Source organism: Streptomyces sp. NPDC002787, from assembly GCF_053592095.1.
On the sequence record NZ_JBSFVC010000036.1, the window covers coordinates 51,715 to 78,248 of the forward strand.

The window sequence follows — 26,534 nt, forward strand, 5'->3', positions numbered from 1 at the left end:
TCGCTTCGCGGGGTCCCGGTCTGCGGGGTCTCGGTTCGCGAGGCTTCGCTTCGCGTGGCAGGGCTTCGCGGTGGCTTTCCTAGTAGGTGGTCGTTCTCTGGATCAGTGACCAGAAGTGGTCGGTGATCCGGTCGAGGTAGTCGCGGCCGACGTCTCCCGAGTCGGTGGCGGCGGTGCCGTTGGCCCAGGTGAGGGTCGCGCTCATACGACCCTGGTACTCGCTGTGCATCTCTTGGAGCACGTCTTCCAGCAGCTGCCGGTCGGGATTTCGGCCGCGATTCCGTTCGAGTGACAGCAGCTTGGCGGTCGGCCGTACATGGGCCTGCCAGCGCGTGGTCACCGCGCTGCGGAGCAGGTCGGTCAGCTTCGCCTCGCGCCCCGTGACGGTGATCAGGTCGGGCAGCGAGAGGTCGAGCACGTCGGCGAGCGCGGCGGACTGGCGGTCCGTGCCGCGCCACTCGTCGGTCTCCTCCATGCGGAGGTAGGCGGAGAGTTCGAGACCGACCGCGCGGGCGACGTCCTCGGCGGCGAGACCGCGCGCCATACGGTGCTCGCGCAAGGTCCGGGGCACCCCGATGAGTTCGCCCGGTGAGCACCACAACACGCCCGCGAGCGCGGTGAGTTCGGGGCCGGTGGGCGCGACGGCGCCGCGTTCCCAGGCGGCGACGATGTCCGGGGTGACGTAGGGGAGCCCGTAGGAGGAGCGCATTCCGTAGGCGACGTGCTCGGGTCCCATGCCCAGCGCTACGCGCAGTTTTCGGGCGGTGGGGGCGTTGAAGGGCGGGGTGGGGGTCGCGGCGGCGTGAGGGTCGGGATACGGGTACGGGTCCGTCTGCGGGTATGGGTCCGTGTACGGCTGGTGGGGCTGCCGTTCGTGGGCTGAGCGTCGGTGCACGCGCACAACGTAGGGCGGCGGGAGTGCGGTGACTACGGGCTGTTCGGCCACAATCACGGATTGTAGGAATCTACGGTTTGTGTGGGCGATGTGCTTCGAGTGATCGGAGTGGCTGCGTGCGCATGCGTGGGTAGAGGTGACCGCATGACGAAGCTGGACGGACACATACGTGAGCGCCTACTCGCCCCGAACTTCTGGCACTTGGCGACGGTCGGACCGGACGGGGCGCCTCAGGTGTCACCCATGTGGGTGGACATCGAGGGTGAGTACGTGATGGTGAACACGTCGGTCGGGCGGGTGAAGGAGGAGAACCTGCGGCGCAACCCGAGTGTCTCCCTGTCCCACATCGACTCCGCGAACCCCTACGACCGGGCGGAGATCCGGGGGCGGGTCGTCCGCTTCGTGGAGGGTGAGGAGGCGGAAAGGGCGATGGACCGGCTCACGCGGAAGTACATCGGGGAGGAGCGGTATCCGTGGCTCCTCCCCGGGGAGCGGCGCCTGATGATCCTGATCGAGCCGCTGCGGGTGCGGCGGGTTGTGGGGGTGGAGCCGTTCCGGCCCGGGGTGTTGCCGGAGGGTGCCTAGAGCAGGTGGTCGGCCTTGCCGGCCTTGATGTCGCGGATGAGGGTGCGGAGGCCTTCGCGGGTGTCGGTGAGGTAGGTGTCTTCTTGGCCGGCGATGGCTATGTAGGCGTTGCCGGTGGGGTCGGTGCCTAGGCGGAAGCAGTTGGCGCCTCCACCACAGAAGGGCTCTTCCCAGGTGATGTCAGGCATGCGGGGTCCTTATGGCGTGGCGAGGTCGTCGGCGACGGTGCGGATGAAGTCGCGTGAGGCGTCGGGGGTGAGTGCGAGGGCTTGGGCCGCATCGAGCTGGGCTCGGTACTTGTTCAGCTGCGCCTCGGTGTCGACGAACTCGGCTCCGTGTGTGCTGTCGAGTTCGACGGTGTCGAGGCGGGGCACGGCGGCCTCGGCGTAGATGACGGACTGTCCAGCGCCGGGGAAGCCGCCCGCCTTGAACGGGATGACGCAGATCGTGACGTTGTCGCGCTCCGACATGCGGAGAAGGTGCTGGAGTTGCCGCTTGGCGACTGCCGGCTGATGTGGGTGGTGCTGCCGGGGTGGGGGGCTTTGGGGTTTGGGGAGAGGGTGTGAGGGGGCCCGGGTGGGTCAGGCTAGTCGCTCGGCTTGGGTGCGTGCTCGGGCGGCTTGAGTCGGGGCGTTGCCTCGGGTGTAGGCGTCGGCGGCCTGGAGATAGTGGGCGCGGGCTTCGGCGGGGCGATGGGCACCCTCGTGCGCGAGGGCCAGGTTGCGCAGGGCAAGGCCTGTGCGGTACCAGTCCTCGAACTCCCGGTAAATCTGCAGCGCCATGCCGTGCGCCCTGACCGCCTCCTCTACCCGTCCTGCCCTCTGCAGGGCGCTGCCGAGGTTGTTCCATGCCTGGGCCGCTCCGTGGCGGTCCTCGGCGGTCTGGTGTAGATCGCGGGCACGAGTATGGGCTTCGATCGCCTCCTCTGCCCGACCTGCCAGTTGCAGGGCGCCGCCGAGGTTGTTCCACGTGCTGGCCTCGCGGTGGCGGTCCCCGGTGGCCTGGAACAGGTCGCGGGCACGGGTGTGGGCTTCGATCGCCTCCTCCACCCGGCCCGCCTCCCCCAGGGCGTTGCCGAGGTTGTTCCACGCACCGGCCTCGATGTGGCCGTCCCCGGCGGCCTGGTACAGGTCGCGGGCACGGGTGTGGGCTTCGATCGCCTCCTCCACCCGGCCCGCCTCCCGCAGGGCGAGGCCGAGGTTGTTCCACGCACCGGCCTCGCGGACGCTTTCTCCGGCACGGTAGGCGGCCTCCTGCGCCACCCTGCAGACCGTGATCCCGTCGTCGAAGTACCGCCGCCAGTCCAAATACTCTGCCAGGCACTCGGCCAGCCGCATCGCCGGGTCCGCGAACAGATCCTCCCGCCCCCACAACACCGCCGCCACCAACCCCGCCCGCTCCCCGTCAAACCACCCCAACGCCTCCCCCCGATCGGTGAACCGCTCCGGCACCGGAGCACCCGGCAACCACCGCAACCGGTCATCCGCCACCTGCGCCCACCGCAGATAGAACTCCAACACCCGCTCCCGAGCCTCCTCCCCCTCCTCCCGCAACCCCACATCCCCCGCCACCACACCCACCCCGAACACCCGCACCAAGTCATGCAACCGCCACCGCAGGACGGCAGCCGTCCCCTCGTCGCCTCGGACTGGCGTGACCAGGTACGCGGCAGCCAAGCTCTCCAGCAGGGGCAAGGCGGTCCCCTCATCCAGATCTGCCAGCGCCGCCACCGCCTCCGTCCCGGTCTCCGCGCCCGGCGCGAGGCACAGCAGCCGTAGCAACCGGGCCTGGTCAGGCGGCAGGCGGCGGTAGGAGGTCTCCAGCACAGGCCGCAGGACCAGCGAGCGGCCGTACAGGTCGGTGCCGGGGCTGCCGCTGTCGAGGGCGGTCGTCGGATCGCCGGCCTCCCGGATCTCCTCCACCAGCGATGAGATCTCCCGGTGACGGCGTCGTCGTAGCATCGCGGCGGCGATCTGGAGGGCGAGGGGCAAGTGGCCACAGAGAGAGGCAAGTTCGCGTAGGGCGTCCGGTTCGCGGGACGGGCGGTCGTCGCGTTCGTCGGCGTCGTGCAGCGCGCGGGTGATGAGCGCGGCGGACTCGTCCGGGTCGAGCGTTTCGAGGTCGATGACGCGTACCGGGAGGGCGTCAGGGCGGTCCCGGGACGTGATCAGTACCCGGTGGTGGTCCGTGCCGGGGAGCAAGGGGAGGTACTGAGACGGGTCGGAGGCGTTGTCCAGGATCAGGAGGGTGCGGGCACGCCGCTCGGTGAGGAGCGTGCGGTAGGCGTCGTACTGGCGTGCTGTCGTCGGCGGTAGGTCCGCGTCCCGTACGCCCATCGCGTCCAGCAGGGCCAGGACGCCCTGGTCCGCTGTCGCCGGGTTGTCGTCGTAGCCGCGCAGGTCGACGAAGAGGAAACCGCCGGGGAACCAGCCCTCCGCCCGCGCCCGGTGCGCCGCCTCCACCGCGAGCGCCGTCTTGCCGATGCCGCCCATGCCGGTGACGGCCGAGATGAGAAGTGGGGTGCCCTCGTCCGAGGTGGGGGCGAGGCGGGGGAGTAGACGGTTCAGTTCCGCCGTGCGGCCGGTGAAACCGGGAGGGCGGGGCGGGAGGGTGCTGGTCGCGACCGGGACCGGGCCGTGGACGAGTTCCCGGCCCTGCGGCCGGTCCTCGACGCTACCGTCCGTCCGACTTGCCGGTGACGGGCCCGTGGAAGGTGCCCCCTCGGAAGTCGATGTGATCGCCGCCGTAAGTGGCTCCGCCTTCGTGGCTGCGCAAGGGACCCTCCTGGGAGTCGGAGGAACCGCCGCCGCGCGGCCGGTGTTTACGGAGGACGGCCACGGCCACGGCAGCGGCCTGCTTGGAGGCCAACTCCTGTGAACCCGAGGCGTCCGCCTTGTGCTTGTGGCGGTTGGCGCGGTCGCTGATGCCCCGGATGACGAGCGCGTCCAACTGGCCGTTGAGGTGGGCCGCGTGGGCCGCGCCCGAGCCCTCCATCTCGATCGCGCAGGCGTCGTTGTAGTGGTGGCGGATGTGCTCGGCGAGCGCGGACCTGTCGTCGGCAAGGACGACGTCACCGCACGCGATCGGCTTCAGATGGCCCCGTACGTCCGGCAGACCCCGCAGCGCGGAACGCGCCGCCGGCAGCAGCCGACCCGACCCGTGCCAGACCTCGGGCCGGGCCTGGAAGCCCTTGGAGGTCTGCTTGCCGCCGTGGATGCCGTACACCTTCGTACCGACCACGACGTCACCGATCTCGATGTCGTCCTTGAGCCCGCCCGCCACCCCCACGAAGAGCAGCACCTCGGGGCGGAGCCAGCCGACGATCTGCGTCGCGCGCGCGGCGGCGTGCACCGCGCCCTCGCCCAGCTCGGAGATCGCCACGGTCCAGGACGTGCCCTCGATCCGACCGACCTCGACGCGGGCGCCGTCCTCGTGGACGAGTTCCTCGGGGTCCAGGTCCGTCAGGAGAGCACGTACGGCGTCGTACTCGACCGGAAGCGCGGTGAGGACGACGGCTGATACGCGGTGTGTGTCAGGTGTGGGCACCTGCCCACGGTACTGCCAAGTCGATGCTGGGGCCGGGTTGTTGACCAGTGGAGCAAGGCAGGTCCGGCCCTCGCTCCGAAGCCGTACCGTTGACTCACGGTACGGAACGGGGAGCGGACGGGCGTATGAAAGCGGCGTTGCTGACCGCCCTGGCCGAGGGCGCGTGCGGGGATGACGGACGCCGGGCGGTGGAGTCGCTGGCGCGGGCGGTCGGGCTGGACGCCGGGGCGTCGGCCGGTTCGGTCGCGGAGCTTGCCGAGGCCGCACGGGACCCGGCACGGCGGGATGCCGTACGGGAATGGGGCGAGCGGCTGGCCGGCCTGCTCGCCGGAGATCCGACGGTCGCGGGTGCCGTGGCGGCGGCCATGGAACGGCATACGCCGGGTAGCGGGACGGCCTGGTACGGCGGGGACCACTCCGACTTCCGGGGCGGGGTCTTCCTGCGGGAGGCGATCGGCGTCCAGGTCGTGATCCAGTTCGGTGGGGCCGCCGCCGCGCCGGAGGCCATGGCCGGGCTGCCGCCGAGGCCCGGTGGGTTCACCGGGCGGGACGGGGAGACGGCCGAGTTGCTGCGCGCGCTCGACGGCTCGGCGGCGGTTCTTGTCAGCGCCGTGTCCGGGCTCGGCGGCATCGGGAAGACCGCGCTCGCCGTCGAGACCGCGCATCTGGCGTGCGAGGAGGGGTGGTTCCCGGGTGGGGTGCTCTTCGTCGACCTGCATGGGTACGACGAGGAACCGGTCACCGCCGATCAGGCGCTGCAGTCGTTGTTGCGGGCGCTTGGGGTTCCGCCGGAGCAGATCCCGGCCAAGGCCGATGACCGGGCGGGCCTTTATCGTTCGGTGCTCGCCGAGCGGGGGAGAGAGCGAGGGGCGGTTCTGGTACTTGCAGACAACGCGTCGTCGTCGGATCAGGTACGGCCGCTCCTGCCGGGCGACAACCGGCATCGGGTGCTCGTCACCTCGCGCGATCGCCTCACCCAACTCGGCGCCCGGCTCGTACCGTTGGACCAGCTCACCCCGGAACACGCTCGCGGGCTCCTCGACCTCGCCCTACGGATCGCCGAACCCGAGGACAGCCGCGTCACGGACGACATCGACGCGGCCGGGCGACTCGCCAAGCTTTGCGGACACCTGCCGCTCGCACTCCAGATTGCGGCGGCGCTGTTGGTCGAGGACTCGGGCATGCCGGTTGCGGAACTTGTCGATGAGCTTGCGGCATCGCGTGACCGGCTCGCCCATCTCGACGACGGGGAGCGCAGTGTCCGCGCCGCCTTTGACCTGTCGTACCGCCGTCTGCCGCCCGAACAGGCCCGGCTGCTGCGTCTGCTCGCCCTCGCGCCGGGGCCCGAGGTGAGTGACGAGGTCGCCGCCGCGCTGGTGGGAGCCGAGGCACCTCCGCTGGGGGAACTGCGGGCGCTGGCTCGTGCGCACCTTGTCGAGCGGGGAAGCGGGCGTGGGTGGTGGCGGCTGCATGACTTGGTGCGGGTGTTCGGGGTGGGTGTGGTGGCGAGGGATGTGGGGTTGCGGGAGGAAGGGGAGGCGGCTCAGGAGCGGGTGCTGGGGTTCTACTGCCGGTGGGCGGCTGCGGCGGATGCCCGGTTGCGGTGGTTGCCGGGGATGGCGGAGCCGGAGCGGTATGCGGACCGGGACGAGGCGTTGGCCTGGTTCGACGGGGAGCGGTCGGGGCTCGTGGGGGCGGTGTTGTGGGCGCGGGATGAGCGGTTCGTGGCTTTGGCGGTGCGGCTGGCTCTGCGTCTGGGGGAGTATCTCGACTGGCGGCGGTACTTCGACGACAAGATCACAGTCTTCCGTGCTGCGCAGGAGGCAGCGCACCGCGCTGGAAACCGTCTCGGCGAGGCCAGTGCTTGGACCAGCCTCGGTGTCGCTTTGCGGGGGATCGGCCGGGGGGAAGAGGCGATCGACGCCCACACTCGCGCCCGCAACATGTTCGAGGCGGCCGGGGACCACTCCGGCGAGGCTATGGTGCTGGGCAACCTCGCCAGTGCTCTGAGAGAGGCGGGCCGCGGGGAGGACGCCATCAGCGCCATCACCTGCGCCCGCGACCTCTTCAACGCCGCTGCGGACCTTCGCGGCGAGGCTGGTGCATGGAACAACCTCGGCACCGCTTTGCAGAGTGTGGGTCGGGGGGAGGAAGCGATCGACGCCCTCACTCGCTCCCGCGACTTGCATAAAGCCGCTGGGGACCGCCATGGCGAGGCCATGGCTTGGATCAACCTTGGCGGCGCTCTGCATGTGGCGCGTCGGATGAAGGAGGCGAGCGAGGCGTACCAGGAGGCCTTGGAGATCTTCTGGCAATTTGAGGACTGGTACAGAGCAGGTGCAGCCCTTCACAATCTTGCTCTCTATTGTGAGGACGCTAACTGCCTGTCTGAAGCCCGCGCTTACTGGCTCCGGGCCACCGAGGCCTTCACGCACGCCAATACGCCACACCGAGCCAGCCAGGCCCGAGCCCAAGCAGAACGTCTACGGTAGCGCTTGCTAGCCCCCTCACCCCTTGACCGCCCCACCCAAAGCAAACCCCCCACCCAACCGCCTAGCCACCCCCACATACAACAAAATCACCGGCGTCGAATAAATAACCGAGAACGCCGCCAGCTGCCCATAAACCACCGTCCCCCGGTTCCCGAAGAACTCATTGATGCTCACCGCCGCCGGCATCTGTTCCGGCGTGAGCAGCAGCATGAACGGGACGAAGAAGTTCCCCCACATCATCACGAACGAGAAGACGGTCACCACCGCGACCCCCGGCCCCATCAGCGGCAGCACCACCCGCACCAGCGACTGAAGCGACGACGCCCCGTCCGTCCACGCCGCCTCCTCCAGCTCCTTCGGGACGCCGTCCATGAAGTTCTTCATCAGCCAGATCGCGAACGGCAATTGGGACGCGGCGAAGAAGAAGATCGTGCCCTGCATGGTGTCGATCAAATTCACCTGCACGAACAACGCGTACACCGGGACCATGATCGCCGTGATCGGGAGGCTCGTCGCGAACAGGATCGTCAGGAGGAAAGGGCGGTTCAGGCGGGAGCGGAAGCGAGACAGCGGGTACGCCGCCAGCGCCGCGCACACCACCGTCAACGCGGTCCCCCCGCCGCACAGCAACAGGCTGTTCAGCAGCGGCGTGAACGTGATCTCCGGCGTCAGGACCGCGTCGAAGTTGTCCAGCGTCACGCCGTCCGGGACTTTCACCGTCAGGTTCGCCTGTGGGTCCACCGACGAGAGGATCACCCAGGCCAGTGGGAGGACGAAGGCCGCGGCGATGACGAGCAGCCCCGCGTCGGCCGCCAGTCGTCGGGTATTCAGGAGGGCCACGACGCTCACACCTCCGTTCGCAGTAGGCGCAGATAGATCACCGAGAACAGCGAACCCACCACCAGCAGCAAAAGCGCCACCGCCGTGCCATAGCCGATCATGCTTTTCTGGAACGCCTCCTCGTACATGAACAACGGAAGTGTTTGGCTCTTGCCGCCAGGCCCGCCCCTCGTCATCACCCAGATCAAGCCGAAGACCGACAACGTCTGCAGCGTGATGAGCATCAGATTCGTGCCGATGGAGCGGCGGATCATCGGCAGCGTGATGTGCCACATCCGGCGCCAACCACCCGCGCCGTCCACCTCCGCCGCCTCCGTGATCTCCTTCGGGATTTCGTTCAGGGCCGCTGAATAGACCAGCATCGAGAAGGCCGTTCCCCGCCAGACATTCGCGAACGACACCGCCAGGATCGGGAGCGCGTACAGCCAGTTCTGGGTGGGGAGATGCAGCCATTCCAGGACGGCGTTCAGGGTGCCCTCGCGGCGGAAGAAGGCGTAGAGGAGGAAGCCGGCCACCACCTCCGGCAGTACCCAGGCCGTGACGACGATTCCCCCCACCAGCGTGCGGACGGGCTTCGACGCGCGTTGCATCAGGGCCGCCAGCGTCAGGCCCAGTGTGTTCTGGCCCAGCAGCGCCGAGACGACCGTGAAGACCAGGGTCAGCCAGACCGCGTTGAGGAACGCCTCGTCTCCGAATGCCGTGCGGAAATTCTCGAAGCCGATGAAGGAGTCCTCGGCCTGGCCGGTGAGTTGGAGGTCGGTGAAGGCGATGTAGGCGCAGTACGCGATCGGGCCGGCCAGGAAGAGGATCAGGAGGATCGTGGCGGGAGTGAGGGGGAGCGCTCGGGTCAGGGAACGGAGGGCGGGGCGGGGCGATCCCACAGCCGGCCCCTTCATGCGCGGGCGCTCATTCTTCGATCACCTGGCCGTCCGTCGCCGCCTTCAGTTCCTCGTCGTAGTTCTTCGCCGCCTCCGCCACCGACGCGTCGCCCGTCGTCACCGATTCCATCGCCTCCTGGATGGCCGTGGAGACCTTCGGATACGCCGGGTACGCGGGGCGGTAGTGCGTGCTCGGCACCAGGTCGGTGAAGAACTTGATGCCGGGCTGGGCCTGCGCGTACGCCGGGTCCTCAGCCACGTCCTTACGGACCGCTATGCCCGAGTTGGCGATGTACCACTTCTGGGCGTTCGCCTTCGTCTGCATCGTCTCGATGAACTTGAAGGCGAGGTCGGGATTGGCGGCCTTGTCGGGGATCGCCCACGTCCAGCCGCCGGACATGCTCACCTTGCCGGGGGCCTGGCCGTTCTGCGTCGGCATATGGGCGAGGCCCAGCTTTTCCGACCACTCCGGCCATTCGTGACCGCTGCCGGGCAGCCAGTCCTGGGGGAGCCAGGAGCCGTCGAGGTTGATACCGAGTCTGCCTTCGGGGAGGAGTTCGCCGCGTACCCGGGTGGAGATGTTGGGGTCCAGGGCGTCGGAGACTTCCGGGCCGAGTTTCTCCTTGTAGACCGTCTCCACGAAGGTGAGGGCGTCCTTGAAGCCCTGGGTTCCGGCCTTCCATTTCTTCGACTTCTCGTCGTACAGGGGGTCGTCGCCCGCACCGCCGCTCGTGGCGCCTTCCGTGCCGTAGAGCAGCATTTCGAAGCCCTGCATGGTGGCGGCCTCGCCCGCCGGTTTGCCCGTGTAGACGTTCAGAGGGATGACGCCGGGGACCTTTTCCTTGATCGTGCGGGCGGTGGACAGGACGTCGTCCCAGGTCTTCGGCTGCCAGTCCGTCGGCAGGCCCGCCTTCTCGAAGATCGCCTTGTCGAACCACAGACCTCGGGTGTCCGTGCCGTCCGGGATGCCGTACGTCTTTCCGTCCTCGGCCTTCGCCGCCGTCTTGGCCGTGTCGATGAACTGGTCCCAGTCCTTCCAGTCGGCCAGGTAGTCGTCGAGGGGTTTCAGATAACCGCTCGTGATGTCCGAGTTGATGAGGAACGTGTCCTCGTAGACCAGGTCCGGGGCCGTCTTCGGAGAGCGCAGCATCTGCTGGACCTTGGTGTAGTACTCCGAGTCCGGGGCCTTGATCGGGACGAGTTTCACCTTCTTGCCCGGATTCGCCTTCTCGAACTGCTTCTTGATGTCGGCGAGGAAGGTGTCCAGCACGCGGATCTGGTTGTCCGTGGACTGTTTGTAGGAGACCTCGACCGTGTCCGGGTCGCTGCCGGAGCCGCTGCCGCAGGCCGTGAGCGCGCCGGGGGCGGTGATCGCCAGGGCTACGGTGAGGAGGAGGCGGAGGGGGGATCGGCGGGGGTGGGGTGCGGTGGGGCGCACGGGCGCGACCTCCTGCTGGCTACGTAGTTGTGGCCTGGGTGGGTGCCCGGTGACCGTACGAGGAGTGGTCTAGTCAGGTCAATGCGTCTGCACCGAACATAGGGTGCGATGCCGGCCCGTGCCGCCGGCCCGTCCCGCCTGCCCGATCCAAAGGACCACCGTGCCGGAATCCGCCGACCGCCCCGAACGTGACGTCACCGTCGGGCAGTTGCTGCTCGCCGAGTACCAGACCGTCAAGGACGAACAGAAGACCCGTATCGGGTTCCGGGACAATCTGCTCTACGTCACCCTCACCGTTCTCGCGGCCGTCATCGCCGCCTCCGCGCAGGCCAAGCAGCCGGCCATGCTGCTCGCGCTGCCGCCGGTGTGTGTCGTGCTCGGGTGGACCTACCTCGTCAACGACGAGAAGATCTCCGCGATCGGGGCGTACGTGCGGGGGGACCTCGGGCCGCGGCTCGCGCGACTCGCCGGAGCGGAGAAGGTTTTCGACTGGGAAGTGGCCCACCGTGCGGATGCACGCCGGGGCTCCCGCAAAGTCATCCAGTGCGGGATCGATCTGCTGGCCTTCTGTGTCGTTCCGTTCGCCGGGCTGCTGGTGTACTGGGTGAGTGGGGAGACCAGTGCGGGGCTCGTCGTCCTCTCCGGTGTCGAGGCGCTCACGGTCGTCGGGCTCGGGGTCCAGATCGTCCTCTATGCCAGGCCGTCCGGGGCGGCCACACCCTCCACCTGACGGCTGCCGCCACGCCCTCCACCTGACGGCTGCCGCCTACCCCTTCACCCACCGGTACTGCAGCTCAGGGCGTCCCACCTGCCCGTACTGTGGGCTCCGCGCCGCCCGCCCCGCGTCCACCAGGTGCTCCAGATACCGCCGGGCCGTGATCCGTGAGATGCCGACCGCCTCCGCCACTCCGGCTGCGGTCAGGCCCTCGCCCGCGTCCCGCAGGGTCACCGTCACCCGCTCCAGCGTCGGCGCGCTCAGCCCCTTCGGCAGCGCCGCCGGACCCGGCGCCCGCAGCGTCGCCAGTGCCCGGTCCACCTCGTCCTGGCCGCTCGCCTCGCCCGCCGCCGCGTGGAACTCGGCGTACCGGACGAGACGGTCGCGGAGCGTTGCGAACGTGAACGGCTTCAGGACGTACTGGACGACGCCCAGGGAGACGCCCTCCCTGACCACCGTCAGGTCCCGCGCCGATGTCACCGCTATCACGTCCGCGTGGTGGCCGGCCGCGCGGAGGGAGCGGGCCAGTTGCAGGCCGTGGCCGTCCGGCAGGTGGAGGTCCAGGAGGAGCAGGTCCACCGGCATCCGGTCCAGCGCGCGCCGCGCCTCCGCGCCCGTGTGGGCCTTGCCGACCGCCGTGAAGCCGGGGACACGGCCGACGTACATCATGTGCGCGTCGGCGGCCACGGGGTCGTCCTCCACGACCAGGACTCTGATGGGGTCGGATCCGGCCTTGGTCATACGTCGTCGCCTCCAGCCGCAGTGGCCCGAGGGGCCGGGACAGTCCGCACCGTCTTGTTCGTACCGGTCGTGCGCAGCGGCAGCCGTACCTCGAACCGGGCCCCGCCCCCGGCCGCCTCCGACACGGTCAGCGTGCCCTCGTGGCGGCGCGCGGTCTGCCGCACGAGGGCCAGGCCCAGGCCACGGCCGCCGGGCCCGGAGGGCTTCGTCGAGAAGCCGCGTTCGAAGACGGCCTCCGCGTGGGCCGGGTCCACTCCGCTCCCCGTGTCCGACACCCGCAGCACCAGCACGGACCCGTCCACCGCCCCCTCCGCGTCGCCTTGCTCGTCCGTATACGCCGTCACCGTCACCCGCGCCCCCACCGACCCCTGTGCCGCGTCCACCGCGTTGTCGATGAGGTTGCCCAGGACCGTGACCAGGTCACGGGCGGGGAGGGATTCGGGGAGCAGGCCGTCGTCGATGCGGCTGTCCTCGGACACCACCAGCTCCACGCCCCGCTCGTTCGCCTGGGCCGTTTTGCCCAGGAGGAGGGCGGCGAGCACCGGCTCGCTCACCGCGGCCACCACCTGGTCGGTCAGGGCCTGGGCCAGTTCCAGTTCGGCCGTCGCGAAGTCGATCGCCTCGTCCGAGCGGCCCAGTTCGATCAGTGACACGACCGTGTGGAGGCGGTTGGCGGCCTCGTGGGCCTGGGAGCGCAGCGCCTGGGTGAAGCCGCGTTCGGAGTCCAGCTCGCCCGTGAGGGACTGGAGTTCGGTCACGTCGCGCAGGGTGACGACCGTGCCCCGGCGCTGGCCGCCCGACACCGGGGAGGTGTTCACCACCAGCACGCGTTCGGCGGTGAGGAGCACCTCGTCGACCCTGGGCTCCGAGGACAGCAGCGCCCCGGTCAACGGCGCCGGCAGGCCCAGGTCCGCCACCGAGTGGCCGACCACCTCCCGCGTCACCCCCAGCAGCTCCCGCGCACCGTCGTTGATCAGCGCCACCCGGAACTGGCCGTCGAGCATCAGCAGGCCCTCGCGTACGGCGTGGAGGGCGGCCTGGTGGTAGTCGTGCATGTTGCTGAGCTCGGCGGCGTTCATGTTGTGGGTGTGGCGGCGCAGGCGGGCGTTGACGCTGTAGGTGCCGATGCCGCCGAGGGCGAGGGCGCCGGCGGCGACCCCGATGAGGGCCGTCACCTGGTCCTGGACGCGGTCGCTGATCGCCTGGACCTTGATACCGGCGCTGACCAGGCCGATGACCTCGCCGTTCTCCTTTATCGGGACGACCGCGCGGACGGACGGGCCGAGGGTGCCGGTGTAGGTCTCGGTGATGGTGCCGCCCTGCTGCGCCTCCTCGATGTGGCCGACGAACTTCCGGCCGATCTGCTTCGGGGAAGGGTGCGTCCAGCGGATGCCGTCGTAGTTCATGATCGTGACGAAGTCGACGCCCGCGTGCTCCTGCACCTCGGTGGCGTACGGCTGGAGCTGCTTGGTCGGCTTCGGTGTGTGGATCGCCGCACGGACCGAGGGTGCGTCGGCGACCGTGGCCGCCACGGCCCGGGCCTGGCGGGTCGCCGCCTCCTCCGCCTGGCTGCGGTCGCTGACGTACGTGAACAGCGCGTATCCGGCCACGACGGCCGCGATCAGCACCGCCTGCACGGCGAAGAGCTGGCCGGCCAGGCTGCGGGGGCGAAGGAGGGACGGGACGCGCATGGCAACAGTCTGCATCGACGTGTTGGCGTGAACTAAATGAACGGAAGGGTGACCGCCCTCACAGGGCGGGACATAGTCACTCCATCGACTCGTCCAGCACATGGACACGAGAGGGAGTACGACTCCCGCCCCCGGGACCCCACAACCCGAGCCGCCGGGAGCCTGTCTCCCACCGCCGGGAGGTACGTCTCCCCTCACGGGAGGCACGTCTCCCACCACCGGGAGCCTGTCTCCCCGCACCGGGAGCCCCCCAGCTCCCACCGTCGGAGGCCCCCGGCCTCCGGCCCGGAAGCCCGCCGGCTTCCACCGCCGGGAGTCCCGGCTCCCACACCCCCCGGGAGCCCCGCTCCCACCCGCCGGAAGTCCCCCAACTACCGGCTCCGGGAGCCCGCCGGCTCCCGGCCCCGGGAGCCGGTCTCCCACCCGGGAACCCGCCGGTTCCCACCCCGGGAGACCGTCTCCCGAATTTCCCCGGACGTGAGCCGCACGCCGGAAGAGCGAGCCGACGACGTCGTCGACGAGGAGGGCAGCCGTGGCCAGCACCACCCATACGGCACCTACCGCACCCGCCAAGCGGGACCGCACGCACTACTTGTACATCGCCGTGATCGTGGCTGTGGCCCTCGGCATCGCCGTGGGTCTGATCGCCCCGGACTTCGCCGTGGAGCTGAAGCCCATCGGCACCGGCTTCGTCAACCTGATCAAGATGATGATCTCGCCGATCATCTTCTGCACGATCGTGCTGGGCATCGGCTCCGTACGGAAGGCCGCGAAGGTCGGCGCGGTCGGCGGTATCGCCCTCGCCTACTTCACGGTGATGTCGCTGGTCGCCCTCGGTATCGGCCTGGTCGTCGGCAACATCCTGGACCCGGGCACGGGTCTCGCGGTGACCGACGCGATCAAGGAGACCGGTCAGGCGCAGGTGTCGGCGGAAGCCAAGGACACCACCGAGTTCCTGCTCGGCATCATCCCGACGACGATCGTCTCCGCCTTCACCGGCGGCGAGGTCCTCCAGACCCTGCTCGTCGCCCTGTTCGCCGGCTTCGCGCTGCAGGCCATGGGTGACGCCGGTCAGCCGATCCTGCGCGGTGTCGAGCACATCCAGCGCCTCGTCTTCCGCATCCTCGCCATGGTGATGTGGGCCGCCCCGATCGGTGCCTTCGGCGCGATCGCGGCCGTGACCGGTTCCGCCGGCCTCGACGCCCTCAAGAGCCTCGCCGTGCTGATGCTCGGCTTCTACGCCACCTGCTTCCTGTTCGTCTTCATCGTGCTCGCCGCGCTGCTGAAGATCGTCTCGGGCCTGAACATCCTCACGTTCTTCAAGTACCTGGGCCGTGAGTTCCTGCTGATCCTGTCCACCTCCTCCTCCGAGTCGGCGCTGCCGCGCCTCATCGCGAAGATGGAGCACATGGGTGTCAGCAAGCCCGTCGTCGGTATCACCGTCCCGACCGGCTACTCCTTCAACCTCGACGGCACCATGATCTACATGACCATGGCGTCCCTGTTCATCGCCGACGCCATGGGTACTCCGATGTCGGTCGGCGAGCAGATCCCGCTGCTGCTCTTCCTGCTGGTCGCCTCCAAGGGCGCGGCGGGTGTCACTGGTGCCGGTCTCGCGACCCTCGCGGGTGGTCTGCAGTCCCACAAGCCCGCCCTGGTGGACGGCATCGGCCTCATCGTCGGCATCGACCGCTTCATGAGCGAGGCCCGCGCCCTCACCAACTTCGCTGGCAACGCGGTCGCCACGGTCCTCATCGGCACCTGGACCAAGGAGATCGACAAGGAGCGCGTCAACGAGGTTCTCGCCGGGCGGCTGCCGTTCGACGAGAAGACGCTGCTGGACGACGGGCACGGGTCCGCGCCGGCGGCTGCCGCCGAGCCGGACGGTGAGAAGGAACTCGCCAAGGCGTGAGGCTCCGCCCGGGAGTGCCGGGGACTGCTAGGCCGTCTCACGGCCGCCGGTCGAGTGTGGCTGGTCGCGCAGTTCCCCGCGCCCCTTGCGGGGCAAGGGTTGGGCCCTCCTGACAAGCCCCCCACGACTCCGTACGGCCGGGTCCTCCCCCGTAGACCCGGCCGTACGGTTCACAACTGAAGAGCACCAGAACTCCGAGTGGCCAGGTCCTCCCCCTATTGACCTGGTCACTCGGCTTTCCGCTTCGTCGTCCGCTCCCCGCCCGGTGGGGCTCCTCGCGCAGTTTCCCGCGCCTCTGAAGGGGCGCGTTTGCCTTGACGTCGGCGTCAAGGAATACCGTCCTCGTATGCGCATCGGGGAACTGGCGGCACGGGCCGGGACGACGACACGGGCGTTGCGGTACTACGAGGCGCGGGGGCTGTTGCCCGCGCGGCGGACGGGGAACGGCTACCGGACGTACGACGACGAGGATCTGAAGCTGCTGCGGCAGATCCGGACGCTGCAGGACTTCGGGTTCGACCTGGAGGAGACGCGGCCGTTCGTGGAGTGTCTGCGGGCCGGGCACCCGGAGGGCGACGCGTGCCCGGCGTCACTGGCGGTCTACCGCCGGAAGCTGGACGAACTCGACGCGCTGATCGGCGAGTTGGCGGCCGTACGGGCGTCGGTCGGCGAGCAGTTGGCGCGGGCCGAGCTGGCGCGGGAGCGGCTGGCGGCCGAGGCGGAGGTTCCGGGGGGTCCGGAGCCGGGGTGTGAACTGGGAGGCGGACGGCTGTGATCAGGGCGGCGGGTGTGGCCGAAGTGACCGACGCGGACTTCGCGGCAGAGGTGATCGGGGCGGAGCTGCCGGTGCTCGTGGAGTTCACGGCCGACTGGTGTCCGCCGTGCCGGCAGATGGGGCCGGTGCTGAGCGCGCTCGCCACGGAGGAGGGGCAGCGGCTGAAGGTGGTGCAACTGGACGTGGACACCAATCCGGAGACCACCCTCGCGTACAAGGTGCTGTCGATGCCGACGTTCATGGTGTTCCGGGGCGGTGAGCCGGTGAAGGCCATGGTCGGCGCCCGGCCGAAGCGGCGGCTGCTCGAAGAAATCGCCGACGTACTCGCCGACGTCGTCTGACGCCTGGATGAGAAAAGCCCCCGAGCAATTGTGCTCGGGGGCTTTTTCCGCGTATATTTAATGGTTCGCGACTTCAAGGGGATTGAGTCGCAAAGAAGTTCAGTGAGCACAGTATATCCGGGCGGGAGTGGAATTGTCAAACACCGGCTTTTCGCACGATGAACACGGTGAATTGCGGCGGGAGCAGGAATTCATCGACGGGCTGTACGCCCGCGTGGACGCCCTGCGCGGTGAGACCGAGGGCTCGGTCACGGACGCGCTCGCCCAGGGCAACACGCCCATGCAGGCCCGCCTGGAGAGGGACATCCTGGTCGCCGAGCGCTCGGGGCTGCTGGCCGCGCTGAACGCCGTCGACGGTTCGCTCTGCTTCGGCCGGCTCGACCTCGCCGACGGGGCCGTCCACCACATCGGCCGCATCGGGCTGCGGGAGGACGACACCGAGCGCACCCCGATCCTGATCGACTGGCGCGCCGACGTCGCCCGCCCCTTCTACCTCGCCACCGGCCACACCCCGATGGGCCTGCGCCGCCGCCGGCACCTCACCACCGAGGGCCGCCGGGTCACCGCCCTGCACGACGAGATCCTCGACCTCGGCGACGCGACCCGCACCGGGTACGAGGACCCCACGGGCGACGCCGTCCTGCTGGCCGCCCTCAACTCGGCCCGCACCGGCCGTATGGGCGACATCGTGCAGACCATCCAGGCCGAGCAGGACCGCATCATCCGCGCCCCGCACCAGGGCGTGATGGTCGTGGAGGGCGGCCCCGGCACGGGCAAGACCGCCGTCGCGCTGCACCGGGCCGCCTACCTCCTCTACGAGCAGCGCGAACTGCTCGCCAAGCGCGCCGTCCTCATCGTCGGCCCCAACCCCGCGTTCCTCGGCTACATCGGCGAGGTGCTGCCCTCGCTCGGTGAGACGGGCGTGCTGCTGTCCACCGTCGGCGAACTCTTCCCCGGCGTACGGGCCACCGCCTCCGACACCCCCGAGGCCGCCCGGGTGAAGGGGAGCGCCGCCATGGCCGAGGTGCTCGCCGCCGTCGTACGGGACCGGCAGGCGCTGCCCGACCCGGTGATCGCCATCGAGCACGACCGGGAGATCCTCATGCTCGACGACGACCTCGTACGGGTCGCCCGCGAGCGCACCCGCGAGGCGAAGCTCCCGCACAACGTGGCCCGCGAGCACTTCGAGGGCTACATCCTCAACACCCTCACCGAGATGGTCGCCGAACGCATCGGCACCGACCCGTACGACGGCTCCAACCTCCTCGACGCCAGCGACATCACCCAGATCCGCGACGAACTGGCCGAGAACCCCGAGGTCTGGTCCGCCATCGGCCGGCTGTGGCCCCGCATCACCCCGCGCCGCCTGATCGCCGACTTCCTCGCCGAGCCGGACGCGTATCTGCCCCAGGAGGACGCCGACGCCGTACGCCGCCCGGTCACGCGGGCGTGGACCGTCGCCGACGTGCCGCTGCTCGACGAGGCCGCCGAGTTGCTGGGCGAGGACGACCGGCTGGCGCGGGCCCGCGCCGAACGCGAGCGGGAGGCCCAGATCGCGTACGCGCAGGGCGTGCTGGAGGTGTCGTACGCGTCCCGGACGTACGAGTTCGAGGACAGGGAGGACAGCGATCCCGACGGCGACGGCTCGGAGGTGCTGTCCGCGCACGACATCATCGACGCCGAGCGGTTCGCGGAGCGGCACGAGGAGGACGACCACCGCAGCGCGGCCGAACGCGCGGCGGCCGACCGGACCTGGGCGTTCGGGCACATCATCGTCGACGAGGCCCAGGAGTTGTCGCCGATGGCCTGGCGGCTGCTGATGCGCCGCTCGCCGACCCGCTCGATGACCCTCGTCGGCGACCCGGCCCAGACGGCGGAGGCCGCGGGCGTCGGCTCCTGGGCCGACATCCTCGCGCCGTACGTCGAGGACCGCTGGGAGCACACCCGGCTCGGCGTCAACTACCGCACCCCCGCCGAGATCATGGCCGTCGCGGCCGGTGTCGTACGCGCCGAGCGGCCGGACTTCGAACCGCCGAGTTCCGTACGGTCGACGGGCGTACGGCCCTGGGCGCGCCGCGCGGCGGCCGGGGAACTGCCCGCAGAGGTGGCCAAGGCGGTCGCCGAACTGACCCCCGCCGAGGGGCGGCTCGCGGTCATCGCGCCCCGCGCGCTGCACCGGGCGCTGGCCACACGGCTGGACGGGGTGACGGCCGGCGCGGAGCCGGACCTCACCAGGACCGTCGTCCTCCTCGACCCCCGGCAGGCCAAGGGACTGGAGTTCGACTCCGTCCTCGTCGTCGAGCCGGGACGCTTCGGCACGAGCGACCTGTACGTGGCGCTCACGCGGGCGACACAGGCGCTGGGCGTCGTGCACGCGGAGGAGTTGCCGGAGGCGTTGGGAGAGGCGTTGGGGGAGTTGTCGACGGTTGGCCTGAAGTAGGCGGGCGGGTCTGCCGGGCGGGTGCCCGGCAGACCCGCCCGCCTCGTCACCGTCACCACAGGTGCATCAGGGATCACCAAGCCGTAACAGTTCCCGTCATCGTCACTGCTCGTGCACGTCTCATACGGTATGCGTGTCGGTCATGGAAACACATCCGTTCGCGGCCGCCCCGGCCGGCAGCCCCCACTTGGAATCGCTGCCCGTGGAGCCGTTGCTGACCTCGGAGTTCGACGTGGACCCGGGCAGCGTCTACGAGCGACTGCGGAGCACGTACGGCCCCGTGGCACCGGTGGGGCTGATGGGGGTACCGGCGTGGCTGGTTCTCGACTACCGCGAGGTGCTGGAGGTGCTGCGCAACGAGACCGTCTGGCGACGCGACGTACGGAACTGGCGGGCCCGGGCGGAGGGAAGACTGCCGAAGGACTGGCCCCTGCTCGCCGGGTACGAGGTCCGGCAGACCATGTTCTTCGACGACGAGGAACACCGGGCCGCCCGGCTGAGCTACCACTCGGCGATGCGGCCCTTCCAGGACGGGCACACCCCCGAGGGCTGGGAACTGCGGGCCGCCGCCGCGCGGTACGCCGACGAGCTGATCGCCATGCTCGCGGCCGAGTCCGGGACCACCGGGTTCGCCGATCTCGCGGCGCAGTACACCCGGCCGCTGCTCCTCATGGTGACGACCAAGCTGTTCGGCTGCCCCGTCGATCTCGGCGACGAGATGGTCATGGACCTGTGGCGGATGCTGGACGGCGGCCCGGACGCGGGGCCCGCGACCGGGAGGGCACTGGGCGCGATGACCCGCCTGGCGGCGCACCGGCGGTCGCGGCCGGGGGAGGACCTGACCTCCTACATGCTGCTGTCCAACCCGTCGCTGAGCGACGAGCAGCTCGGCCGTGAGCTGTTCATGAACGCGGTCTACCTGAACGACATCACCGGGAACATGGTCTGCAACACCCTCCTGGAGGTGCTGAGGGGCAACGCGACCGTCCGGCGGAGTCTGTCCGACGGGCAGCTCGGGGAGACCGTGAACCGGGCGGCGCTGGTGAACCCGCCGACGGCCAACCTGTGCTTCCGCTTCGCGGCGCGCGACGTACAGCTCGGGAACTTCTGGATCCGGGCCGGTGACATCGTGTCCCCGTCCGTCGCCGCCGCGCACCGGGATCTGCTCGCGATCGGGTCCTCCCACATCGTCGACTCCACGATCAGTACGCGGGCGCATCTGGCGTGGGGGGCCGGGCCGCATCAGTGTCCCAGCGCCGCGCGCGAGCTCGCGGGGACGATCGTCACGACCGCGGTGGGGCGGATCTTCGAGCACTTCGCCCGTGCGGAACTCACCCTGCCGCCGGACCAGTTGCCGTGGCGGTCGGGGCCGGTGGTGCGGGGGCTGCGGCTGTTGCCGGTCCGCTATGAGCTGAGCGCGCAGAGCACGGCGCGGGTGCCGGTGGCTCGGCGGGAGGACGAGGTGGCGCCGCCGGTGGCGCCGGGTGCCGTGCAGCCTGCTTCGGAGGGGTCGGGGAGTGGACTGCTGGGGGCGTTGCGGCGGTTGATGTTCGGGGGGCGGAAGAGCGGCTGACGGGGCGGGGGGTTCGGTCGTACGGCGGGTGCGGGTCGGGTGTGGCTGGTCGCGCGGTTCCCCGCGCCCCTGAGAAGCAGGGGCTGCGCCCCTTGCTTTTCACCGGCCCGCAGGGCCGTCTCAGGGGCGCGGGGAACTGCGCGACCAGCCCCCACACACCCGCACACGCCCCCTGACCGAACTCCCCGAGCCATGAGGCGCCCGGGGAGTCACGGCGGAGGCGAGGGCTACGCCGGGCGGAGCCAGAGCGTTGCCAGTGGGGGCAGGGTCAGCCGGATGCCGGCCGGGCGGCCGTGCCAGGGGTGGGGTTCGGGCTTGACGGGGTCGGGGGTGGTGACGTCACTGCCCCCGTAGGCCGCGGCGTCCGTGTTCAGGACCTCCCGCCAGGCCGGGACGTCGTCGGACACCCCCAGGCGGTACTCCTCGCGGACCACCGGGCTGAAGTTGGAGACCGCCAGCAGCGGCGTGCCGTCGGCGTCGAAGCGCAGGAACGCCAGGACGTTGTCGTCGGCGGAGTCACCCGTGATCCAGGAGAAGCCGGACGGGTCGGTGTCCCGCTGCCAGAGGGCGGGCGTGCGGCGGTAGACCGTGTTCAGATCGCGTACGAGGTCGCGTACGCCCCGGTGGTCGGCCTCGGCGCCGTACGCCGGGTCGAGCAGCCACCAGTCCGGGCCGTGGGCTTCCGACCACTCCGCGCCCTGGGCGAACTCCTGCCCCATGAAGAGGAGTTGTTTGCCGGGGTGGGCCCACATGAAGCCGAGGTAGGCGCGGTGGTTGGCGCGCCGCTGCCACCAGTCGCCCGGCATCTTCGACACCAGCGAGCCCTTGCCGTGCACGACCTCGTCGTGGGAGATCGGCAGGACGTAGTTCTCGCTGTACGCGTACACCATCGAGAACGTCATCTCGTGGTGGTGGTGTTTGCGATGCACCGGCTCCTTGGCCATGTAGCCGAGGGAGTCGTGCATCCAGCCCATGTTCCACTTCAGGCCGAACCCGAGCCCGCCGAAGCCACCGGGGCCGACGTGGTGGGTGGCGCGCGTGACACCGTCCCAGGCCGTCGACTCCTCCGCGATCGTCACGACGCCCGGCACCCGCCGGTACACCGTCGCGTTCATCTCCTGCAGGAAGGCCACCGCGTCCAGGTTCTCCCGGCCGCCGTGCTCGTTCGGCGTCCACTGGCCCGGCTCACGGGAGTAGTCGAGGTAGAGCATCGACGCGACGGCATCCACCCGCAGCCCGTCGATGTGGTACTCCTCGCACCAGTACAGGGCGTTCGCCACCAGGAAGTTGCGCACCTCGCGGCGCCCGTAGTCGAACTCCAGCGTCCCCCAGTCGGGGTGCGCGGCCCGCCGCGGGTCCTCGTGCTCGTACAGCGGACGCCCGTCGAACTCGGCCAACGCCCAGTCGTCACGCGGGAAGTGGGCGGGGACCCAGTCCATCAGCACACCGATCCCGGCCTGGTGCAGCGCGTCGACGAGGTACTTGAAGTCGTCGGGGGTGCCGAGGCGGGCGGTCGGGGCGTAGAAGCCGGTCACCTGATAGCCCCAGGAACCCCCGAAGGGGTGCTCGGCGATGGGCAGCAGCTCGACGTGGGTGAAGCCGAGGTCCGAGACGTACGCCGGTAGCTGCTCGGCCAGTTGGCGATAGGTCAGCCCAGGTCGCCAGGAGGGCAGATGGACTTCGTAGACGGAGAACGGGGCCTCGTGGGCCGGGGTCTCGGCCCGTTTCGTCAGCCATTCCTCGTCGGCCCACTCGTAGTGCGAGGCGTGGACGACGGACGAGGTCTCGGGCGGGGTCTGCGTGCGGCGGGCCAGCGGGTCGGCCCGGAGGGTCTTCGAGCCGTCCGGGCGGGTGATCTCGAACTTGTACAGCTCGCCCTCGCCGATCTCGGGGACGAACAGCTCCCACACCCCCGAGGAGCCCAGCGCGCGCATCGGATAGCCCGTGCCGTCCCAGAAGTTGAACGTCCCGGCGAGCCGTACGCCGCGCGCGTTCGGCGCCCACACGGTGAAGCGGGTGCCGGTGACGCCCTGGTGGGTCATCGGCTGGGCGCCGAGCGCGCGCCACAGCTCCTCGTGCCGGCCCTCGTTGATCAGATGGAGGTCCAGCTCGCCGATCGCCGGCAGGAAGCGGTACGCGTCCTCGGTCTCCTGCTCGGTCCCCTCGTACGAGATCAGCAGCCGGTACGCCGACGGCACCTCGCGCAACGGCAGCAGCGCCGAGAAGAACCCGCCCCCGTCGTCGTGCAACTCCGCGCGCAGCGACTCCACCACCACGCACACCTTGAGCGCGTACGGCCGAAACGCTCGGAACACCACCCCGCCGGGCACGGGGTGGGCCCCGAGCACCGAGTGCGGCGCGTGGTGCGTACCGTCCAGCAGCCGATCCCGATCGCCGCCGTCCAGGGCGGGCGAGAAGACGGGCTGGGCGGGGCCGCCGAGGGGGGGTTCGTCGCCGACCGGCTCGGCGACCACCGGTTCAGACACCGGTTCAGACACCGGCTCAGAGGTGGCCGGCCTGGGAACGGTGGGCCTGGGGACCACCGGGGCAGAGGTGACCCGTTCGGCGGTGGCCGACTCGGGGGCCACCGACTGAGCCGGCACCGGCTCGGGGGCGATCCGCTCGGCGGCGGGTTGCTTCGGGACCACCGGGTCGGGAGTGGCCGGCTCGGGGGCGACAGGCTCGGCGGTGGTCTGCTTGGGGACCATCGGTTCCGAGGACGCCGACTGGGAGAGCACCGCCGCGGGAGAGGGTGTTCCGGCGCCCGGTGGGACGGCAGGGGCCAACGCCGCGCTCTCCGCCTTCTGCGGCGCCTTCACGGTCTTCTTCGCGGCGGTCTTCTTCGCTGCGGCTTTCTTGGTGGCGGCGGCCTTGGTGGCGGCGGCCTTGGTGGCGGCGGCCTTGGTGGTGACGGCTTTCTTGGCCACGGCCTTCTTGGCCACGGTCTCCTTCGTGGCGGCTTTCTTGGCCACGGTCTCCTTCGTGGCGGCTTTCTTGGCCACGGTCTCCTTCGTGGCGGCCTTCTTGGCCACAGCCTTCTTCGCCACGGCCTTCGTTGCCACGGCCTTCGTTGCCGCGGCTTTCTTCGTGGCGGCCTTCTTGGCGGGGGCACTCTTCTCGGCGGCTTCCTTGGCGGGGGCCTGCGCGGCAACGGCCGTGCTCTCGGCCGCGCCTGTGCTCTCGGCCACCTTTCTCGCCGCGGCCTTGCCGCCCCCGGGGGCCTTCTTCGCGGCCGCCCTCCCTTCGCCGACCATCTTGGCGACCGCCTTCTTCGCCGCCGCCGTCCCCGCGCCGACCTTCTTGGCGACCGTCTTCTTGGCCCTCGGCGTCCCCCCAGCCGTCTTCTCGACCGTCGCCGCGCCATCGCCGACCTTCTTCGCGGTCGTCTTGCCGGCCGTCTTCCTGGCCGTCGGCGTCCCCTCGGCCGACGTCTTGGCAGCCGTTTTGGCGGCCGTCCTGGTCGGGCTCGTTGTCGCGGTCTTCCGCGTCGCTGTCGTCTGCGTCGCTGTCGTCCGCGTCGCTGTCTTCTGCGTCGCGGTTTTCTTCGTCGCCGTCTTCTTCGCTGTCGCCTTCTTTGCGGCGGCCTTCTTCGTGGTCGTCTTCTTCGCCGCGGTCTTCTTCACCGGGGCGGGTACCTCGGCCGCGGCCTCGGGGCGGTGCGTGCTGTCGTCGGACGGCGGGCGGGGAGTCACAGGGACGGTCTCCTCGGGAGGGGGTTTCAGGGGGTGTCGGTGTCGGTGCAGGGGTCCGTGGCCAGGCGGTGGACGGCGGCCAGCGGGACCGGGAGCCAGTCGGGGCGGTGCCGGGCCTCGTAGACGACCTCGTACACGGCCTTGTCGGTCTCGTACGCGCGCAGCAGGACGGGATCGGTCCGCGGATCGTCCCCGGCTACGTCCGCGTAGCCGGAGCAGTACGCGGCCCGGCAGACGGTCGCCCAGTCGGCGGCCGGGGGCTGCAGGGAGTGTGCGGCGTAGTCGAAGGAGCGGAGCATGCCGGCGATGTCGCGGGCGACGGGCTGCGGCATCCGGCGCTCCGCCAGCGGTTTCGACGGCTCGCCCTCGAAATCTATGAGGGACCACTCCCCGGAGGGGGAGCGCAGACACTGCCCGAGGTGCAGGTCGCCATGGATGCGCTGGGCGGTCCAGGTACGGCCCTCGCCGGCCAGGTCGGCGAGCGCGGCGAAGGCCGTGCGCAGCCCGGGCGTGTACGGCCGCAGCGCGGGTACGGCCTGCGCGGCGGCCTCCAGGCGCTCGGTCATCCCGTCGACCAGCAGCTCCAGTTGGGGCCGCCCCAGAGTGGCCGTCGGCAGGGCGCGGGTCAGCGCGGTGTGCACCTCGGCGGTCGCCCGCCCCAGCGCCCGCGCCTCGGCGGTGAAGTCCTCGCCCTTGGCGAGCATGCTCAGCGCCAGCTCCCAGCCGTCCGCCGCGCCATGGAGGAACGGCTGGAGGACGCCGAGCACGTGGTGGCCGTCGGGATCGTGGTCGCCCGCCCGGTTCAGGTCCGCCACCATCCACGCCGCCGGGGCCGGGACGCGGGGGCATCCCTCGCGGGACAGGGTCAGCGGCAGCTCCAGGTCGGGGTTGTCCCCCGGCACGATCCGGCGGAAGAGCTTCAGGATGAACGTATCGCCATAGACGATCGAGGAGTTGGACTGCTCCGAGGTCACCACGCGCGGTACCAGGCCCTCGGGGATGTCGTGCCGCGTGTCCCGCTCGCAGCGCAGCTCTCCCACACGCGCCTCGGTCCGCAGTGCCTCCAGGAGGACGTCGGCGAGGCGCGGGTCGTGCAGCGCCTCGTACACCGTCCGCCCGGCGAGCGGCCCCTCGGCCACATGTCCGATCAGCGCGGGCGCCAGCCGTGGCGGCAGCGCCTGGCGTACGCCGATCAGCAGTTGGTAGCAGTCGCCGGGGTGGGCCGGGGCGCCCTGCGAGGGCACCAGCGGCTGGTGGGCGCGTACGAGGAGGTGCAGCAGCCCGGCCTTGGAGGTGCCCACCGGCAGCAACTCGGTCCCCGCGACCAGGCTGAACCCGGTGACCGGCCGCCCCTTCCCCGCGAACCAGCGCTGCCGCGGCAACCACTCCCGCAGAAGCGGTTCGAGGGAGGCGAGCAGCCCGGGCATCGGTTCTGCGACAGGCGGTGGAGCAGGACTTGTCGCAGTGGAGTGCGTGACGGCTTCCGACATGGCGTCGCGTCCTTTCCCCGGGGCGGGGTGTTCCTGTTTGCGTGCCCAGGGCGGGCCGGGAGAAACCGGCCCGCCCCGGGTTCCGGTCGGCGGGTTCCGGTCGGGCTTACACGGTGTCCTTCCGCAGGCGGAACCAGTAGAAGCCGTGGCCCGCGAGGGTGAGCAGATAGGGCAGTTCACCGATGGCCGGGAAACGCACTCCGCCGATGAGCTCGACGGGGTGGCGTCCTTCGTAGGCACGCAGATCGAGTTCGGTGGGCTGCGCGAAACGGGAGAAGTTGTTCACGCACAGCACCAGGTCGTCCGCGCCCTCCTCGGTCGGAGGAGCCTCCCGCAGATACGCCAGCACGGCCGGGTTCGACGACTGGAGTTCGGTGTACGAGCCCAGGCCGAACGCCGGGTTCTGCTTGCGGATCTCGATCATGCGGCGGGTCCAGTGCAGCAGCGAGGCCGGGGACGACATCGACGCCTCGACGTTCGTCACCTGGTA

The 26,534-nt window shown here is 70.3% G+C and carries 21 protein-coding genes; 8 read left to right on the forward strand and 13 right to left on the reverse strand.

Going from position 1 to position 26,534, the window contains the following annotated elements:
* Positions 1–79 precede the first annotated feature (79 nt).
* Entirely contained in the window at positions 80–895 is an 816-nt protein-coding gene (locus ACWD26_RS36960; protein WP_451276889.1) for a helix-turn-helix domain-containing protein, read from the reverse strand.
* A gap of 144 nt (positions 896–1,039) precedes the next feature.
* Here ACWD26_RS36960 and ACWD26_RS36965 point away from each other — a divergent pair, with 144 nt between their 5' ends.
* Positions 1,040–1,480 (forward strand): PPOX class F420-dependent oxidoreductase, encoded by a 441-nt coding sequence (locus ACWD26_RS36965; protein WP_451276891.1) that lies wholly within the window; start codon positions 1,040–1,042, stop codon positions 1,478–1,480.
* Here the strand turns inward: ACWD26_RS36965 and ACWD26_RS36970 are convergent.
* The 4 genes from ACWD26_RS36970 to ACWD26_RS36985 all read right to left on the reverse strand — a co-directional run bounded on the left by ACWD26_RS36970 (position 1,477) and on the right by ACWD26_RS36985 (position 5,026).
* The gene (locus tag ACWD26_RS36970; protein ID WP_451276893.1) at positions 1,477–1,668 is read right to left on the reverse strand and encodes a hypothetical protein; all 192 of its coding nucleotides are present in this window, start codon (positions 1,666–1,668) and stop codon (positions 1,477–1,479) included. The two genes, ACWD26_RS36965 and ACWD26_RS36970, sit on opposite strands and share 4 nt — an antisense overlap.
* Positions 1,669–1,677: 9 nt before the next feature.
* Positions 1,678–1,950, reverse strand: a complete 273-nt coding sequence (locus tag ACWD26_RS36975; protein ID WP_451276895.1) for a Scr1 family TA system antitoxin-like transcriptional regulator — start codon at positions 1,948–1,950, stop codon at positions 1,678–1,680.
* Positions 1,951–2,061: 111 nt separating this feature from the next.
* Positions 2,062–3,990: a tetratricopeptide repeat protein gene (locus ACWD26_RS36980; protein WP_451276925.1), complete on the reverse strand. Its 1,929-nt coding sequence runs from the start codon at positions 3,988–3,990 to the stop codon at positions 2,062–2,064.
* Between the two features lie 163 nt (positions 3,991–4,153).
* Entirely contained in the window at positions 4,154–5,026 is an 873-nt protein-coding gene (locus ACWD26_RS36985) for a 5'-methylthioadenosine/S-adenosylhomocysteine nucleosidase (protein WP_451276896.1), read from the reverse strand.
* Positions 5,027–5,151: 125 nt separating this feature from the next.
* Between ACWD26_RS36985 and ACWD26_RS36990 the strand changes: the two genes are divergently transcribed.
* On the forward strand, positions 5,152–7,518 hold the full coding sequence (locus ACWD26_RS36990; RefSeq protein WP_451276898.1) for a tetratricopeptide repeat protein: 2,367 nt from the start codon (positions 5,152–5,154) through the stop codon (positions 7,516–7,518).
* A 15-nt stretch (positions 7,519–7,533) separates the two neighbouring features.
* Here the strand turns inward: ACWD26_RS36990 and ACWD26_RS36995 are convergent, their stop codons facing one another.
* The 3 genes from ACWD26_RS36995 to ACWD26_RS37005 are packed head-to-tail and all read right to left on the reverse strand — an operon-like array spanning position 7,534 to position 10,674.
* Positions 7,534–8,358, reverse strand: a complete 825-nt coding sequence (locus tag ACWD26_RS36995) for a carbohydrate ABC transporter permease (protein WP_451276927.1) — start codon at positions 8,356–8,358, stop codon at positions 7,534–7,536.
* A 5-nt stretch (positions 8,359–8,363) separates the two neighbouring features.
* Entirely contained in the window at positions 8,364–9,254 is an 891-nt protein-coding gene (locus tag ACWD26_RS37000; RefSeq protein WP_451276900.1) for a carbohydrate ABC transporter permease, read from the reverse strand.
* 10 nt (positions 9,255–9,264) lie between these two features.
* On the reverse strand, positions 9,265–10,674 hold the full coding sequence (locus ACWD26_RS37005) for an extracellular solute-binding protein (protein WP_451276902.1): 1,410 nt from the start codon (positions 10,672–10,674) through the stop codon (positions 9,265–9,267).
* 160 nt (positions 10,675–10,834) lie between these two features.
* On the opposite strand from ACWD26_RS37005, the gene ACWD26_RS37010 reads away from it, so the two are divergent.
* Entirely contained in the window at positions 10,835–11,404 is a 570-nt protein-coding gene (locus tag ACWD26_RS37010; protein ID WP_451276904.1) for a hypothetical protein, read from the forward strand.
* 36 nt (positions 11,405–11,440) lie between these two features.
* Here ACWD26_RS37010 and ACWD26_RS37015 read toward each other — a convergent pair whose 3' ends face one another.
* Together ACWD26_RS37015 and ACWD26_RS37020 are read right to left on the reverse strand one after the other, a co-directional pair.
* Positions 11,441–12,130 (reverse strand): response regulator, encoded by a 690-nt coding sequence (locus tag ACWD26_RS37015; protein WP_451276906.1) that lies wholly within the window; start codon positions 12,128–12,130, stop codon positions 11,441–11,443.
* Positions 12,127–13,821, reverse strand: a complete 1,695-nt coding sequence (locus ACWD26_RS37020) for a sensor histidine kinase (protein ID WP_451276908.1) — start codon at positions 13,819–13,821, stop codon at positions 12,127–12,129. Before ACWD26_RS37020 ends, ACWD26_RS37015 begins: the two co-directional genes overlap by 4 nt.
* 532 nt (positions 13,822–14,353) lie before the next feature.
* Between ACWD26_RS37020 and ACWD26_RS37025 the strand changes: the two genes are divergently transcribed.
* The 5 genes from ACWD26_RS37025 (at position 14,354) to ACWD26_RS37045 (ending at position 20,862) form a co-directional block, all read left to right on the forward strand.
* Positions 14,354–15,733 carry a cation:dicarboxylate symporter family transporter gene (locus ACWD26_RS37025; protein WP_451276910.1) on the forward strand — a complete coding sequence of 460 codons (1,380 nt, stop codon included), beginning with the start codon at positions 14,354–14,356 and terminating at the stop codon, positions 15,731–15,733.
* Between the two features lie 346 nt (positions 15,734–16,079).
* Positions 16,080–16,508, forward strand: coding sequence for a MerR family transcriptional regulator (locus ACWD26_RS37030; protein WP_451276912.1), 429 nt, complete (start codon positions 16,080–16,082; stop codon positions 16,506–16,508).
* A 14-nt stretch (positions 16,509–16,522) separates the two neighbouring features.
* The gene (locus ACWD26_RS37035) at positions 16,523–16,849 is read left to right on the forward strand and encodes a thioredoxin family protein (RefSeq protein WP_451276914.1); all 327 of its coding nucleotides are present in this window, start codon (positions 16,523–16,525) and stop codon (positions 16,847–16,849) included.
* A 172-nt stretch (positions 16,850–17,021) separates the two neighbouring features.
* On the forward strand, positions 17,022–19,289 hold the full coding sequence (locus tag ACWD26_RS37040) for a HelD family protein (protein WP_451276916.1): 2,268 nt from the start codon (positions 17,022–17,024) through the stop codon (positions 19,287–19,289).
* A gap of 142 nt (positions 19,290–19,431) precedes the next feature.
* Complete coding sequence (locus ACWD26_RS37045; RefSeq protein WP_451276918.1) at positions 19,432–20,862, forward strand: cytochrome; 1,431 nt, start codon at positions 19,432–19,434, stop codon at positions 20,860–20,862.
* Between the two features lie 227 nt (positions 20,863–21,089).
* Here the strand turns inward: ACWD26_RS37045 and glgB are convergent, their stop codons facing one another.
* The 3 genes from glgB to ACWD26_RS37060 all read right to left on the reverse strand — a co-directional run.
* Positions 21,090–24,116, reverse strand: coding sequence for a 1,4-alpha-glucan branching enzyme (gene glgB / locus ACWD26_RS37050; protein ID WP_451276929.1), 3,027 nt, complete (start codon positions 24,114–24,116; stop codon positions 21,090–21,092).
* 464 nt (positions 24,117–24,580) lie between these two features.
* Positions 24,581–26,044 (reverse strand): maltokinase N-terminal cap-like domain-containing protein, encoded by a 1,464-nt coding sequence (locus ACWD26_RS37055; RefSeq protein ID WP_451276920.1) that lies wholly within the window; start codon positions 26,042–26,044, stop codon positions 24,581–24,583.
* A gap of 106 nt (positions 26,045–26,150) precedes the next feature.
* Positions 26,151–26,534: alpha-glucosidase C-terminal domain-containing protein (locus ACWD26_RS37060; RefSeq protein WP_451276922.1), on the reverse strand; the 384-nt coding region annotated here is incomplete at its 5' end.